Source organism: Marinovum sp. E3, assembly GCF_055755275.1.
In genome coordinates this window covers 2,582,330-2,596,467 of the sequence record NZ_CM146908.1, presented here as the reverse complement: position 1 = coordinate 2,596,467, position 14,138 = coordinate 2,582,330, and the positions used below count along the sequence as shown (strand labels likewise).

The window sequence follows — 14,138 nt, the reverse complement described above, 5'->3', positions numbered from 1 at the left end:
CCAAATAACCCTCGCAAGCAAGCGTGTGACGTGAGCCGATTTAGGACGCTATGGCCCGGATCGCCCGCGTCGCGACCGATCAATTCCCGGCAGGAGCCGCCCCTGATGACCATCACCCATCTCGTCACCCATTCCGGCGGCTTTCATGCCGACGAGCTTCTGTCCACCGTCGTGCTTGGCCGCCTGTTTCCCGAGGCGCGGCTGGTGCGATCGCGCGATGCCGGTTGGATCACACCCGGGGCGGGCCGGATCATCTATGACGTGGGCCGGGTCTATGACCCAGAGGCGCGGGTATTCGATCACCACCAGAAGCCGGTTCCGCTGCGCGAAGATGGCCAGCCCTACAGCTCTTTCGGGCTGATCTGGCAGCATTACGGCCGCGACTACCTGCGCGCCTCCGAGGTGCCGGAGGCAGATATCGAGGACATTCACCAGAGCTTTGACCGGGGCTTTGTCCTGCCGGTCGACCTGATGGATAATGGCGCGCTGGAGCCTTCGGTCGCCGGGCCGCTGGCCGGGATGACGCTGCCGGTGCTGCTGGAGACGCTGAAGCCGGTGTTTGACGCCCGCGGCGAGGATGCCGACGACCGCGCCTTTGCCGAAGCGCTGCCGGTCGCCCGCGCCTTTGTCGAGGCGGCGATCCGCGGCAAGGCGGCCAAGCGCCGGGCCGAGGCGCTGGTGATGCAGGCCATCGCCGCGGCCGGCGCCGGGCGCGTGCTTGAGCTGCCCATGGGGATGCCGTTCCGGTCCGCGATAGAGAAGGCAGGGGCCGATCACCTGCTGTTCGTGGTGCATCCGCGCGGCGATGACTGGGCGATGACCACGATTCGAAAGTCCGGTGACAGTTTCGAGAGCCGCGCCGATCTTCCGGCGGCCTGGGCCGGCCTGACCGATGCGGCGCTGGAGACCGCAAGCGGCGTCACCGGCGCCAGGTTCTGCCACAACGCCCGCTTCATTGCCGTGGCCGCCACCCGGGAGGCGGTGCTGGCGATGGCGGATCTGGCGGTCGCCGCGGCGATCGAGACCGAGAGCGTTGGTTGATCCTGCACGGCGACATCACGGTTGGCGCCGCCAAGGCGGAGGAGGCGGATGTCGCGGCCTTGCTGATGCGGCATCATGCGATGATGCGGGAACAAAGCCCGGAAGAGAGCTGCCATGTGCAGACCCTGACCGAATTGACCCGCGATGCGGCGCAGGTTCTTGCCTGCCGGCGCGGCGGGCGGCTTCTGGGGGTCGGCGCTTTCAAGCCGCTGGATGCCGCTCATGCCGAGCTCAAGTCCATGCATGTCATCTCCGAGGCGCGCGGGCAGGGCGCCGGCCGCGCACTGCTGTTGGCGCTGCTCGAGGCGGCGCGCCAGGCGGGTCATCGGCGGATCAGCCTCGAGACCGGCAGCGCACCGGAATTTACCGCCGCCCGTGGGCTTTATGCCGCCCAGGGTTTCACGCCATGCCCGCCGTTCGGCGGTTATGTCGACGATCCCCTCAGCCTTTACATGACGCGGGCGCTGTAGCGGCCCGTCGGCTCTTGCCCCGCAGGCGAAGTTCCGGCAGATACGGGGGGCAGCGGTCCCTTAGCTCAACTGGATAGAGCAGCTGACTTCTAATCAGCAGGTTGAGGGTTCGAGTCCTTCAGGGATCGCCATTTATTGCCCATGTTGCCAACTAACGAAAAGTGTGCGCAAAAGGCGGGTTTTTCGTGCGCACCCTTGTCAAGAGCAAGTTTTCCTTAGGGCAGAGGTTACTCGCAAGCCCAAGGCGGAGCATGATTTCTCCGATGAAATACAGGACGTTCGCGAAGTTTAGCATCGCATGGCTGTCGAGGAACGCGACTTGCGATGGTAAGGTGTCCTGACGGGTTCGTTTTCGGTGAGTGTGTAGGGTGCCGGTAGCAGAGCGGTTCTGCAAAATTTCGGTGGCCGTTCCGTAGAAAGCGGCCGAGGCGGTGTGGAGGCTCGCTGCCGGGGACGGCCTGCCTTGAGTTACCCTAAGACGCAGTTTAGCGAAATGATCGCTCACTGCTGCGGAGGCTCACTCGACCTTCGTCATGAGCCAACTTTGAGCTGAAGAGAGAGACAAATTTGGGGGCCTATATACGTGCTTGACCCAACGCTGATTTGAGCCTATATTGGTGTCAGACAGGAGATGACGCCATGCTCGCCAAGTTTGAAAGCCTCTACGATCTGTTCGAAGCCTTCCCCGATGAACAGTCGTGCCTCGACCATCTGCGGGCAATCCGCTGGCGTGACGGTGAGTTCTGCCCGCACTGCGACGGTGAACGCATCTATCATTTCTCGGACCGCAAGACTTTCAAGTGCGGGGACTGCCGCAAGCGCTTTTCGATCAAAGTAGGAACGATTTTTCATGACACGAAACTGCCGCTTCGCAAGTGGTTCATGGCCATTTGGCTGATTACCAATCACAAGAAAGGTGTCGCATCAACTACGCTTGCGCGTGACCTCAAAATCACCCAAAAAAGCGCGTGGCACGTCCTGCATCGCCTGCGCCACGCGGCCCGCACTCAATCGTTCAATGCGCCTCTAGATGGCTTCGTTGAAAGCGATGAAACGTATGTGGGCGGCAAAGAGAAGAACAAACACGCCAACAGGCGCCAGCCCGGGTCACAAGGCGGCGCGAATAAATCTGTCGTGCTCGGGGTTCTCAAGCGCGACGGCGAGCTTCGCGCGGAAGTCGTAAAGGATACAACGGCCAAAACAGTGCAGGGTGTGGTGCGTGAGAATGTGAAACCCGATTCTATCCTGTTCACTGATGAGCACCGTTCGTATCAAGGGCTGGCGAAAGACTATGGGCACTTCACGGTCAACCACAGCGCGGGTGAATACGTGGTCGCAGATGTGATCCACAGTAACTCAATCGAGAGTGTCTGGGCGCTGCTGAAACGCCAAATCATCGGTATTCACCACTACGTATCCCCCAATCACCTGTCCAAGTACGTGGATGAAATGACGTGGCGCTTTAATCGGCGTGACATGGACCCCTGCGACCGTATGAATGATGTTTTCACCTGCATTGAAGGCCGGTTGCCTTGGAAGGTGCTGACGGCATGACAAGCGACAAGCGTAAGACTGAACCGCCGCTGTATCTGGATATGGATTTTGAGGAAACCCTTTCGCGGTTCGCCAGGGTGAAGCCCGATGAAGTCAGGGAAAGCATAGAGCGGTCAAAACAGAAAAAGCCGCCGGGGGAAAAGCCCGCCCGGCGGCGACCCAAAAAGGAAGGATCAAGTTAGTTGGCACTTCCCCGCTTGCAGCTTAGGTGCACGCCAGATATTGTGCGGGACGTTACCCGCAGCACCGCCAGTAGCCCGACACGTTCTCGACCTTGCCGAAGCGAAGGCGCGTATGCGGTCGGACGTAATGGCAACAGCGCTCGGCCATTGTCATACTCCTTATGACAGGCCTTGAAATGATGCAGGAATTGGCGTAAGTTTCCCCCGATTGAGGGAGACAATTCCTGCATCACGGGACGCATACGGCCACGGATAGGCGTCGTCCCGAACCGGAACCGGCCCTGCTTTGGTGCGTCAACACCTCGGCAGGGCCGTTCTACGCTCCGACCCTTCACGTCTAAACCATATCCCGAATGCGCGATCTCTTCAAGCATTTGTATCCAGTGAATGGACACGCGCGTGCCGCCGGTGTATGCTGCCCTCAGTGAACATTCGGAGATCGCACGTCATGCCCGATAACGCGTTGGAAAAAGCCGAGAATTTGAAGTTTGAAATGGCTGAGCGCATCACCGCGCTTGAGGCCGATCTGACAGAAGCTCGCGCCGAATTGGCGCGGGCCGAGCGATTCATTTCCGAATACCACGCCTTCATGTCTGGTGATACGCCGCCCGAATCCTTGGAGGAAGAATCGCCCGAGGTGGTAACGCCAGCACGGAAGCGCCCGCGAAATCCGCCGAAAGAAAAGGTCGCTGAATTGTCTGTGGAGATCATTCGTGAGCGCGGCGAGCCTATTCCGCGTGACGACTTGTACGAAGCGCTTGACGAGCGCGGTCTGCACATCGAAGGGAAAGACCCGCGAATGGTGCTGAGCACGATGCTGTGGCGTCAGCCAGAGACAGTGGTTCGTTTGAAGCGTGGGGGATACTGGCCCGCAAATGATCCGCTGCCGGAGGGCGAAGAACTCGCAGCGCGCGCGGCTTCTGAGTGAGCCGCGCGATCATCTTGGGTCACGCAGGTATATAGGGCCCCAAATTTGTGATTATAAGTTTTGAGGAAATGATCGTTCGATGTATTGACGACGATGCCAAAAACAATATCCGTGAAGCAATTCGCTGCTACGAAACCGGCGCCTATCGTGCAGCCATCGTGTCGGCATATGTGAGTGTTTGCTTTGATCTAATATCGAAAATTAGAGGGCTGGCATTCGATGGCGATATTGAAGCCAACACCCTTGCGGACAAATTGGATAAGTTGCAAGAGCAACAGCGACTTGGAAACACTCAAGCAATTAAAGGCTTGCTCGAATTTGAACGCAACCTTCTCGAGAACTTTCGCGATAGGTTCGATTTTTTTGGCCACCAAGAATTCGAGGAGTTGAGTCGCTTGCGTGCTGACCGAAATCGGTGCGCGCACCCAACGTTTTTTCATGGAGCTCAGCCCTACTCGCCGCCGGCAGAACTGGCACGACTGCACATTAGATCAGCGCTGAGCTATGTTCTGTCGCAGCCAGCACGACAAGGCAAGGCAGCGCTGGACAACCTTAGAACTGTAATTGTATCGCCTTATTTCCCAGACGATCTTGATGATGCAGTCGTGCGTTTGCGCGGAACTGAAATTGGGAATGCCCGAGAACCACTAATCCGTGCGTTCGTAGATGACCTCGTATTTGGCTGGCCGGATGCGAGTAATCCCCTCTATCAGCACGACAATGCGCTTGTTGCTATCGAGGCAAGCACGGCATGTCGGAAGGCACTTTTTACAACTGGAAAGCCAAGTTCGGCGGCATGACGGTGTCAGAGGCCAAGCGGCTGAAGACGCTCGAGGTGCGCATTCCAGAGAAGTTGGGCGGTCATTCCACGTGATCGTGGGCAGCGATTCCACGGCATCGTGGGCACCCATTCCATGAACTTGGGCAGGTGACCGACCTGGTCATGGGATCAAGCTTGCCCAACTTGGTCAAGCGGTTTTGTGGTGCTCATTTTTCGTCGCATGCTTTCTCCGGTCAGGGTGAGGCGGTGGGCGTTGTGGACCAGGCGGTCGAGGATGGCGTCGGCGAGGGTCGGATCGCCGATGGCCTCGTGCCATTGGTCGACCGGCAGCTGGCTTGTGACGATGGTCGCGCCGCGGCCCTGCCGGTCCTCGAGGATTTCCAGGAGATCACGGCGTTCGGTGGCGGTGAGCACCGACAGGCCCCAATCGTCCAGGATCAGAAGCTCGGTGCGTTCGATGGATTTCAGGACGCGGGCATGGCGCCCGTCGCCCCGGGCGATGGCCAGCGCCTGGAAGAGCCGAGGCACGCGGTGATACATGACCCGGCGATCGTCACGGCAGGCCTTGTGACCGAGCGCGCAGGCAATCCAACTCTTCCCCAGGCCTGTTGGGCCGGTAACCAGCAAGTTCTCGTGTCGATTGATCCAACCGCCATCGATGAGATGGGCCATGACCGATTTGTCGATGCCGCGCGGGCTGCGCATGTCGATGTCCTCGACGCATGCGGCCTGCCGGAGCGCGGCGAACCTCAGCCGTGTCGCCAGCCTTTTGGCATCGCGCTCGGTCGCCTCTCGATCCACGAGCAAGCCCAACCGCTCTTCAAAACTGAGGTTTTCGAACGCGTCACTGGCGCGGCGCTGTTCGTCCAGTGCCTTGGCCATGCCGGTAAAGCCAAGGGCTTCGAGCCGGTCGGATGTGGGATGTGTCAGCAATGTTGTCTCCTTCTCAGTGGTAGTAATTTCGACCCCGGATATTGGGGTGCTGCAGCGGAAGCTCTTCGGGTTCGGGCTCCAGAAAGGCCTGATCCAAACCGGTCTTCAGGATCGACCGGATTGAGGACACCGAACGCGCCTTGATCGTGACGCCACGGCGGCAGGCAGCGTCGAGCCGTTCCGGCTCATAACTCTTTGCCAATGACAACACGCCCAGACAGGTGCGGAACCCCTGTTCCGGATGCGGTCGGTTCTCCATGACGATCTGGCAAAACGCGGCGACCGATGGGCCGAGCTTTTCGGCGCTGGCCAGGATGCGGGACGGAGTCCATTCGGCATAACGGCGATGCGAGGACGGCATGTGATCGGGCACCGTGACATGACTGCGCCGTCCGGGATTGCGGGCATGGCTGGCCACGCGCTTGCCGCGATGGAAGATTTCCACGGTCGTCTGGGTCATGCGCAGATCCACCAGCTGCCGGATCAGGCCGAAGGGGACCGAGTACCAGCAGCCATCCGCCTCGATGTGATAGTCCGGCGCGACACGGGCCCGTTTCCAGCGGGCAAAGACGTATGGGGCCGCCGGGAGGGGTATCAGGTTCGGGCGGTCCAGCGTGGCAAAGAGATCGGCACGGCTGGCACCGTAATCCCGCATGATCCGCGTGTTCAGATCATCCAGCAACGGGCGGATCGCCGCGTTCAACTCGGCCAGTGAGAAGAACCTCCGATTCCGCAGCCGCGCCAGAATCCAACGCTGCGACACCTGAACGGCGACCTCGACTTTCGATTTATCCGGCATGATAGAATCGGCGCTTCGAAACCCTGCCAGTCTGTGCAGATCGGAGATAGGGTAGCACCATCCGGGATTTGGGGCGCCGGAAGCACGAAAGTGCGGGCAGACCGAGCTTGAGACATGGGCTGCGAGCCCGAAGCTTTATCTGGTCGCCCCTGCGGCTTGCCCGGATGTGCCGAGAGCACGGATCTGTAGTTGCCGCGTGCCCGCCTGCTCCCACGACGTGAATGCTTTTGAAGTGGAGGGAGTATGCGGATCATAGGAATGGACATTCATCGGGACTTTGCCGAAGTGGTGGCGCTGGAAGGTACCGCGCTGACCCATCTGGGCCGAGTAGAGATGACACGCGACAAACTTAGGGCCTTCGCGGCAGAATTGGAGGCCGCGGACCACGTCGTGCTGGAATCGACCGGCAATACGGTAGCGGTGGTCGACCTTCTGTCGCCGCATGTGGCACGGGTTGCGGTAGCCAACCCGCTGCAGGTGCATCTGATCGCGAAGGCCAAGACCAAGACAGACAAGATTGATGCGGGCGTTCTGGCAAAACTCTACGCCGCGGGTTTTCTACCCGAAGTGTGGATCCCGGACGAGGCGACGCTGGCGCGGCGCCGGCAGGTGGCGCGCCGCAGCCAGCTCGTGAAACAGCGTGTCCGGCTGAAGGGCTTCGTTCACTCAATCTTGCATGCGCATCTTGTCCCGCGGTGCCCCCATGCCGATATCTTCGGCGGCAAGGGGCGCGCTTGGCTGCGCGCGCAAGTGTTGCCAGACGATGAGCGCTCCGCAGTGGAGCGCCATATCGCCGAGCACGACCGACTCACAATCGCGCTGAAAGACATTGAAAAAGACATCGCCCAGGCGGCGCTGGCGGACGAAAACGTCCAACGGTTGATGACGATCCCGGGCATCGACATGATCGTGGCAGTCGGCGTGATGGCGGCCATCGGCCGGATTGATCGGTTTGGCTCACCCGACGCGCTTGTGGCCTATATCGGTCTCAATCCCAGCGTCTTTCAGTCCGGGGATGGACCTGCCCGTCATGGCCGTATCACCAAGCGCGGGCGCTCTCACGCGCGCTTCCTGCTGGTCGAGGCTGCCTGGCAGACCGTCCGTTCGCCCGGCCCTCTGCGCGCCTTCTACGAGCGCGTCCGCGCCCGCCGCGGCAATCACATTGCCGCTGTGGCCGTCGCGCGCAAACTGGCGGTCCTCATCTGGCACCTGCTGACCAAACGTGAGGACTATACCTGGGCGAGCCCGGCTCTCATGGCGCGCAAGCGCCGGTCCATGGAACTCGCTGCCGGGATGCCTTCTGAACGCGGAAAAAAGGGCGCCACGGCAGACTACAATCTGCCACATCGCCGGCGTGCCGACCGCGCAGGCGCCGAACTGTCAGAAATCGCCTATCGCCGCATGATGGAGGGCTGGCGAAAGAAGAAGCCGCGGAAGGGTGCGGGCGCCACACCCGAGGAACGACTATGACAAGGCTGCGTGACGGGACTTGAACCTCACGTCCCGTCCTTCGCCACGTGGTCACCCGCGCCTCAAGAATAGCACAAAATCGAAAAATGGGGCTGTTCAATCTCATCTGTGTCCTTCGGCTTGTACGGTCGCGCGGGCAGGATCGCCGTCCCGTAGTGCTCGGCCATCTCAGCATAGGTTCGGTTCAACCCGGGATCATGGCGATCGGGCTTGATCACCGCTGACTTCAGATTGTCCGGGACCACGGCCTTCGGCACACCCCCGAGATAGCCGAACATGCGGGTATGTGCGCCGATCCAGTCTTCAAGCCCTTCGGAGGCAACGGCTTCGGCATAAGTGTAACTCGATGCGCCCATCGCCGCGACGAACAGCTTAGCGGTATGCACTTCCCCGGTGTCAGGGTCGACGATGTCGATCTTGTCGCCAGCAAAATCCACGAAGACCTTTTCCCCGCCCACATGTGTCTGACGCATGCTTGGGCGCACACGCCCTTTCCAGGCGTCGAAGTGATCGCAAAACCAGGAGTAGCCAAACCCGTGCGGATACTGCGCGCGATATTCCTGCCAGAGCAGAGCACGTGTCACGTTCCGCTTGCGCAACTCCCGGTCGACCAGCGACCAGTCAGGAACGGGGCGCTCGGGCGTAGGCAGCGACTTCAAGTCCAGGAAAAGCAGCAGCTCCAGACTGTCGTCATCAAGCCCCTCCGGTAAGGGCCATTCCAACCCGGCACGTCGCGCCCGGCTCACGCAATTGTTCACGCTGCCCTTCGATAGGCCCAGCGACGTGGCAATCGCACGGTTGCAGCGCGACAAACAAGATGAGAATCTGGCGTCAATCAGGATGAGAACGTGGGGTTGAAGGGTCGCAGGGAGGGCATAGCCCGACCGGAGAGCCTTCAACCCCACGTTTCGCCCCAATTTTCCGGGGTGGGTCTGACGGTCGTGGCCGGCTCGGGTAGAGGACGATTTTTCCGTACGAGGGATCGTTCATGCCGGGCCGTCATGTCACCGACCACCAGATGAGGCTCTTCATGACGCTCAAACAGACCCATTCCATTCCGATTGCTGCCGCAAAGGCCGGGATCAGCCAGGCGACCGGCTATCGCCTGAACTCCGACCCGGTCTTGCCGGGACAAAAGAAGCCGCCGCGTGGCCGGCGTCGGCCGGACCCGCTGGCGGAGATCTTCGACGCAGAGGTTGTTCCGCTGTTGACGTCTTCTCCCGGTTTGCGGCCGGTTGCCATCTTTGAAGAGCTCCTGCGTCGGCACCCCGACCTGAGTCCGGGCATTCGGCGGACCCTGGAGCGGCGCATACGCGCCTGGCGGGCCGAACACGGCCCCGAGCAGGAAGTGATCTTTCGCCAAATCCACACGCCGGGCAGGATGGGCCTGTCGGATTTCACCGCGACCGGCAAGCTGTGCGTGACGGTTGCCGGGCAGCCGCTGGATCATCGGCTGTATCATTTTCGGCTGGCCTATTCCGGCTTCGAGCACGCCCATGTCGTGCTGGGGGGCGAAAGCTACGTGGCGCTGGCGGAAGGATTGCAGAACGCGCTCTGGTCGCTGGGCGGCGTCCCGCGGGAGCACCGGACCGACAGCCTTTCAGCGGCTTTCAAGAACCTCGATCGATCCGCCCAGGCCGATCTGACCGACCGCGTCGACGCGTTGTGCCGCCATTACGGGATGACGCCGTCGCGCAATACCAAGGGGGTGGCGCATGAGAACGGCGCCATCGAAAGCCCTCACGGCCATCTGAAGCGCGCCATCGAGGACGCGCTCATCATGCGCGGCTCCCGCGACTTCGAGACCCTGGGCGCCTATCGCGCCTTCATCGACGAGATCGTGGGCCGGATCAACGCCCGCAATGCCAAGCGCATCGACATCGAGCGCGCCAGCCTCAAACCTCTGCCTGACCGCCGGACCACGGATCACGAGGAAGTCACGGTGCGCGTCACATCTTCGGGCGGTTTTTTGCTGCGCAAGGTCTTCTACACCGTGCCTTCCCGGCTGATCGGGCATCAGCTGCGGGTCCGGCTCTACGATGACCGGCTCGAACTGTTTCTCGGCGCCACCTTCCTGCAGACGCTGCCCCGCGGACGCGCCACGCCCAGTGGCAGCCACGGACACGTGGTCAACTACCGGCACGTCATCCATTCGCTGCGCAGAAAGCCCATGGCGTTGATGGGGCTGGTCTATCGGGACCAGCTGTTTCCGCGCCGGGCCTTCCGAGACATGTTCGCGGCGCTGCTGGAACAGACCAGCGAGAAGACGGCCTGCCGGATGGCGGTCGATCTTCTGGCACTGGCCCATGACCGCGGCTGTGAAGCCGAACTGGCCGCCCAGCTCGACGAGGATCTGCGCCAGCGACGGCTGCCCGACATCCAGGCCCTGCGCGCGCTCTTTGCGCCGCCGCCCGAGACTCTGCCGGGGATCAGCGTGCAGCTGGCCGACCTGTCGTCCTACGACCGGCTGGTGGGTGATGTCACGATCACCGAGGAGGCGGCAGCATGACATCGCACGAGATCGATGCCGCCCGTCTCACCCTTGCCCTGAACGAGCTGCGTTTGCCCGCCATCAAGGTGCTCTGGCCTCGCTTCGCCGAACAGGCCGACAAGGAAGGCTGGCGCGCCGCCCGCCTGCTCAGCGCCCTGGTGGAACATGAATTGGCCGAACGCGACCGTCGCCGGATCGAGCGCCACCTCGCCCAGGCCCGCCTGTTGCCCGGCAAGACCCTTGAGACATTCGACTTCGCCGCCGTTCCCATGGTGTCCAAGGCGCATGTCAATGCCATCACCGCCGGCGACAGCTGGATCGGCAAGGGCGACAACATCCTGCTGTTCGGCCCGCCGGGGGTGGGCAAGTCGCATCTCAGTTCCGCCATCGGGTTGGCGCTGGTGGAAAATGGCTACCGCGTACTCTTCACCCGCACCACGGATCTGGTCCAGAAGCTCCAGCAGGCCCGCCGCGATCTCGCCCTCGAAAGCGCCATCGCCAAGCTCGACAAGTTCCACCTGCTGATCCTCGACGACATCGCCTATGTCACCAAGGACCAGTCTGAGACCAGCGTGCTCTTCGAGCTTATCAGCGCGCGCTACGAGCGCCGCTCCATGCTGATCACCGCCAACCAGCCTTTCGGCGCCTGGGACACGATCTTCCCCGACCCGGCGATGACGCTGGCTGCCGTCGACCGGCTGGTCCACCACGCGACCATCTTCGAGATGAATGTGGAAAGCTATCGGCGCAAGGCTGCAGAAAGAGCCAAGGGACCCGGGCGGCCTCCACAAAAGGCGTCACCGGTGGACATGACCGCAGATTGACGCTCCGCGACAAGCCCGAGCGACAAACACCTTGCCCGCGACAGATGAAACGTCCATCGTCCTCTTGTCGCGGCCAAGGATTCTCATCCTGATTGACGCGCTCTTCTCACCCAGATTGATGACGCGCTACACACGGTCGCTCATCCCTTTGGTCAGCTTCAGCCTCAAGACATCTCGTATACGGCGCATCAGCAATCGTTTCGTTGGCATTCGGGTCCCTCCAATTTCCGGAGAGAACTCCTAAGGTCAGAACGCCGGTCTGACCTGCCCACGATCGTCTGGAATCCGTGCCCAAGATCACGCGGAATGCGTGCCCATCATCCCGTGGAAAACCTGCCCAACATCAGCTGGAACACGCACTCGAGGACGAGAACGCCAAGCTCAAGAAGCTTCTGGCCGAGCAAATGCTGGATCTGGCAGCAATGAAGGATCTGGTTTCAAAAAAGTGGTAGGGCCCGCCGTGAAGCGTGAAACCGTTGCGTATCTTCGGGCCGAACATGGCTTGTCGGAGCGGCGGGCCTGCAGCATCGTCAGCGCGGACCGCACGATGATCCGCTATCGATCCCGGCGTGCGCCGGACACAGTGTTGCGCGGTCGGTTGCGGGACTTGGCCAACGAGCGCCGGCGGTTCGGTTACCGGCGGCTCTTCGTGCTCCTGCGCCGCGAGGGCGAGCCATCCGGCATCAACCGGATATATCGGCTCTACCGCGAGGAAGGCCTGACGGTGCGCAAGCGAAAGGCCCGGCGCAAGGCGGTTGGAACACGGGCCCCGACCCTGGTCGCTGCACGGCCTAATGCGCGCTGGTCGTTGGATTTTGTCCACGACCAGTTCGCCAACGGCCAGCGTTTCCGCGTTCTCAACGTGGTCGACGATGTCACGCGTGAATGCTTGGCTGCGATCCCAGACACCTCGATCTCGGGACGCCGTGTCGCGCGTGAACTGACGGATCTGATAGAACGCCGCGGAAAGCCTGGGATGATTGTCAGCGACAAGGGGACCGAACTGACCAGTAACGCGATCCTGCGATGGTGTTCCGAACACAAGGTCGAATGGCATTACATCGCACCGGGAAAGCCAATGCAGAATGGGTTCGTCGAGAGTTTCAACGGGCGGATGCGCGATGAACTGCTCAACGAGACCATGTTCCGCAACCTGGCACACGCGCGCGTCGTGATCGCCGCATGGGTCGAGGACTACAACACCGAACGCCCGCATTCGGCCTTGGATTACCAGACCCCGGTCGACTACGCGCGGACCCTGACCACCGCAATCGCCCGTCCCGCTGCGCGAGATGATAGCTCCGCGCGTCGGGCGATTGCTCAACCTGCGCCAACCGGCGTAAACACCAATTGGGCTCCGGTCGCGGCTGGATGAAAGTTCAGTGGCAGGTCACGAGGGGTAAGCAACTTTTCGACGCGATGACATGTGACCTGCCCCCCGCTGGTCCCTCGCTCATGACGAGAGTCTGCCGGTTTGATTTTGGTAGTCGTCGGTTTCGGGCTTGGCAAGCGTGGCAGGCGCGGAGCCCTCAAATAGCTCAAGCGCCTGCCGCGCTTGCTTTGGCGTTCTGTTCCCCAGCGAAGAGTGCGGCCTGACGTTGTTGTAATCGTAGCGCCACAGCGCCAGCTTGCGGCGGGCATCGTCGAGGGTATCGAACAGCTCTTCATTGAGAAGCTCGTTCCGCAGGCTGCCGTTGAATGACTCGATAAAGGCATTCTGCTGCGGTTTTCCGGGGTCGATGTAATGCCAATCCACGCCGTTCCTGTCGGCCCATCTCAGGATTGCCCGGCTGGTGAATTCCGTGCCGTTATCACTGACAATGCAAGCAGGCTTTCCGTAGATCCGGACGAGCGCGTCCAGTTCTCGGGCAACTCGCTCACCTGAAATGCTGGTGTCTGCCGCCAGGCACAGGTTTTCCCGGCAGCAATCATCATTCACGGCCAAGATGCGAAACTTCCGCGACGCCCCGAAGCTGTCCGACAGGAAATCCAGGGACCAGCGCTGGTTGGTCTGTGTGGCTTCAGGCATTGGCGTTCTCGAGCCCCGGGCGCGTTTACGGCCCCGCCGTCGTTTCACTGCAAGGCCCTCCTCTCGGTAGAGGCGGTAAAGCTTTTTGTGGTTCATGATCATGCCTTTTCTCTCAAGCAGCACGCCGATCCGCCGGTAGCCGAACCGGCGGCGTCTGCCAGCGATCTCCTTCATCTCCTGGCGGATCTCAGGATGGTCGGGCGGGCGTTCGCGCCGGACCGTCTTGGGGTCGACACCGACAAGCCGGCAGGCCCTGCGCTGCGAGATGCCATGATCCCGCATCGCATTGAGCGCTGCCTCTCGCCGCTCCTTCGGTGCCGTCAGCTTTTTCCCAGCAGGTCTTTCAGAACCACATTGTCGAGCATCGTGTCTGCCAGCAGCCGCTTCAGCTTGCCGTTCTCATCTTCCAGCGCCTTCAGCCGCGCGGCCTCTGACACCTCCATGCCGCCATACTTGGACTTCAGCTTGTAAAAAGTCGCCGGGCTCAGGCCGTGCCGACGGCACACCTCCGCTGTCGGCATCCCGGCTTCCTGCTCTTTGATCATCCCGATGATTTGCGCCTCGGTGAAACGGCTCTTACGCATTCGTCTGCTCCTTCAGAGTTGGCGCAGACTCTACATCATGGTGAGGGATTTT

Annotated in this window: 10 protein-coding genes, 1 tRNA gene and 4 pseudogenes; 11 read left to right on the top strand and 4 right to left on the bottom strand. The window is 61.3% G+C overall.

Features of this window, described 5'->3' with window-relative positions; all coding sequences use genetic code 11:
- Positions 1-105 precede the first annotated feature (105 nt).
- The 7 genes and pseudogenes from AC0J5K_RS12670 to AC0J5K_RS12640 all read left to right on the top strand — a co-directional run.
- Entirely contained in the window at positions 106-1,041 is a 936-nt protein-coding gene (locus AC0J5K_RS12670) for an MYG1 family protein (protein ID WP_274563242.1), read from the top strand.
- On the top strand, positions 1,038-1,511 hold the full coding sequence (locus tag AC0J5K_RS12665) for a GNAT family N-acetyltransferase (RefSeq protein WP_274563240.1): 474 nt from the start codon (positions 1,038-1,040) through the stop codon (positions 1,509-1,511). The genes AC0J5K_RS12670 and AC0J5K_RS12665 overlap by 4 nt, the downstream gene beginning before the upstream one ends.
- A 54-nt stretch (positions 1,512-1,565) precedes the next feature.
- Positions 1,566-1,642, top strand: a tRNA-Arg gene (locus AC0J5K_RS12660).
- A gap of 508 nt (positions 1,643-2,150) precedes the next feature.
- On the top strand, positions 2,151-3,065 hold the full coding sequence (locus AC0J5K_RS12655; RefSeq protein ID WP_274563238.1) for an IS1595 family transposase: 915 nt from the start codon (positions 2,151-2,153) through the stop codon (positions 3,063-3,065).
- Positions 3,062-3,247: a hypothetical protein gene (locus AC0J5K_RS12650; RefSeq protein ID WP_139211297.1), complete on the top strand. Its 186-nt coding sequence runs from the start codon at positions 3,062-3,064 to the stop codon at positions 3,245-3,247. The genes AC0J5K_RS12655 and AC0J5K_RS12650 overlap by 4 nt, the downstream gene beginning before the upstream one ends.
- Positions 3,248-3,695: 448 nt before the next feature.
- Positions 3,696-4,175, top strand: coding sequence for a hypothetical protein (locus AC0J5K_RS12645; RefSeq protein WP_139211299.1), 480 nt, complete (start codon positions 3,696-3,698; stop codon positions 4,173-4,175).
- A gap of 742 nt (positions 4,176-4,917) precedes the next feature.
- Positions 4,918-5,010, top strand: a pseudogene (locus AC0J5K_RS12640) (transposase); the annotation flags it as partial.
- A 114-nt stretch (positions 5,011-5,124) separates the two neighbouring features.
- Here the strand turns inward: AC0J5K_RS12640 and istB (AC0J5K_RS12635) are convergent.
- Both istB (AC0J5K_RS12635) and AC0J5K_RS12630 read right to left on the bottom strand, forming a co-directional pair.
- Positions 5,125-5,889, bottom strand: coding sequence for an IS21-like element helper ATPase IstB (istB, locus tag AC0J5K_RS12635; protein WP_274563468.1), 765 nt, complete (start codon positions 5,887-5,889; stop codon positions 5,125-5,127).
- Positions 5,890-5,902: 13 nt separating this feature from the next.
- A pseudogene (locus AC0J5K_RS12630) lies at positions 5,903-6,682 on the bottom strand (Mu transposase domain-containing protein); the annotation flags it as partial.
- 249 nt (positions 6,683-6,931) lie between these two features.
- Between AC0J5K_RS12630 and AC0J5K_RS12625 the strand changes: the two are divergent.
- On the top strand, positions 6,932-8,158 hold the full coding sequence (locus tag AC0J5K_RS12625; RefSeq protein ID WP_274565301.1) for an IS110 family RNA-guided transposase: 1,227 nt from the start codon (positions 6,932-6,934) through the stop codon (positions 8,156-8,158).
- 95 nt (positions 8,159-8,253) lie between these two features.
- Here the strand turns inward: AC0J5K_RS12625 and istA (AC0J5K_RS12620) are convergent.
- Positions 8,254-8,955 (bottom strand): annotated as a pseudogene (gene istA / locus AC0J5K_RS12620) (IS21 family transposase); the annotation flags it as partial.
- 191 nt (positions 8,956-9,146) lie between these two features.
- Here istA (AC0J5K_RS12620) and istA (AC0J5K_RS12615) point away from each other — a divergent pair.
- From istA (AC0J5K_RS12615) to AC0J5K_RS12605, 3 genes and pseudogenes are all read left to right on the top strand, one after another.
- Positions 9,147-10,667, top strand: coding sequence for an IS21 family transposase (gene istA, locus AC0J5K_RS12615; protein WP_371398955.1), 1,521 nt, complete (start codon positions 9,147-9,149; stop codon positions 10,665-10,667).
- On the top strand, positions 10,664-11,473 hold the full coding sequence (gene istB, locus AC0J5K_RS12610) for an IS21-like element helper ATPase IstB (protein ID WP_274563511.1): 810 nt from the start codon (positions 10,664-10,666) through the stop codon (positions 11,471-11,473). Before istA (AC0J5K_RS12615) ends, istB (AC0J5K_RS12610) begins: the two co-directional genes overlap by 4 nt.
- 356 nt (positions 11,474-11,829) lie before the next feature.
- A pseudogene (locus tag AC0J5K_RS12605) lies at positions 11,830-12,848 on the top strand (IS3 family transposase); the annotation flags it as partial.
- A 78-nt stretch (positions 12,849-12,926) separates the two neighbouring features.
- Here the strand turns inward: AC0J5K_RS12605 and AC0J5K_RS12600 are convergent.
- Positions 12,927-14,086, bottom strand: a protein-coding gene (locus AC0J5K_RS12600) for an IS3 family transposase (protein ID WP_203277091.1) whose coding sequence is annotated in 2 segments (ribosomal slippage) — positions 12,927-13,828 and positions 13,828-14,086 — 1,161 coding nt in all. Because the reading frame shifts where the segments join, the coding sequence is not laid out codon by codon here.
- Positions 14,087-14,138 lie beyond the last annotated feature (52 nt).

Bases quoted from the DNA above. Each gene is read 5' to 3' on its own strand.
- AC0J5K_RS12625 (WP_274565301.1), top strand. From the start codon at position 6,932: ATGCGGATCATAGGAATGGACATTCATCGGGACTTTGCCGAAGTGGTG.
- AC0J5K_RS12655 (WP_274563238.1), top strand. From the start codon at position 2,151: ATGCTCGCCAAGTTTGAAAGCCTCTACGATCTGTTCGAAGCCTTCCCC.
- AC0J5K_RS12670 (WP_274563242.1), top strand. From the start codon at position 106: ATGACCATCACCCATCTCGTCACCCATTCCGGCGGCTTTCATGCCGAC.
- istB (WP_274563511.1), top strand. From the start codon at position 10,664: ATGACATCGCACGAGATCGATGCCGCCCGTCTCACCCTTGCCCTGAAC.
- AC0J5K_RS12645 (WP_139211299.1), top strand. From the start codon at position 3,696: ATGCCCGATAACGCGTTGGAAAAAGCCGAGAATTTGAAGTTTGAAATG.
- AC0J5K_RS12650 (WP_139211297.1), top strand. From the start codon at position 3,062: ATGACAAGCGACAAGCGTAAGACTGAACCGCCGCTGTATCTGGATATG.
- istA (WP_371398955.1), top strand. From the start codon at position 9,147: ATGCCGGGCCGTCATGTCACCGACCACCAGATGAGGCTCTTCATGACG.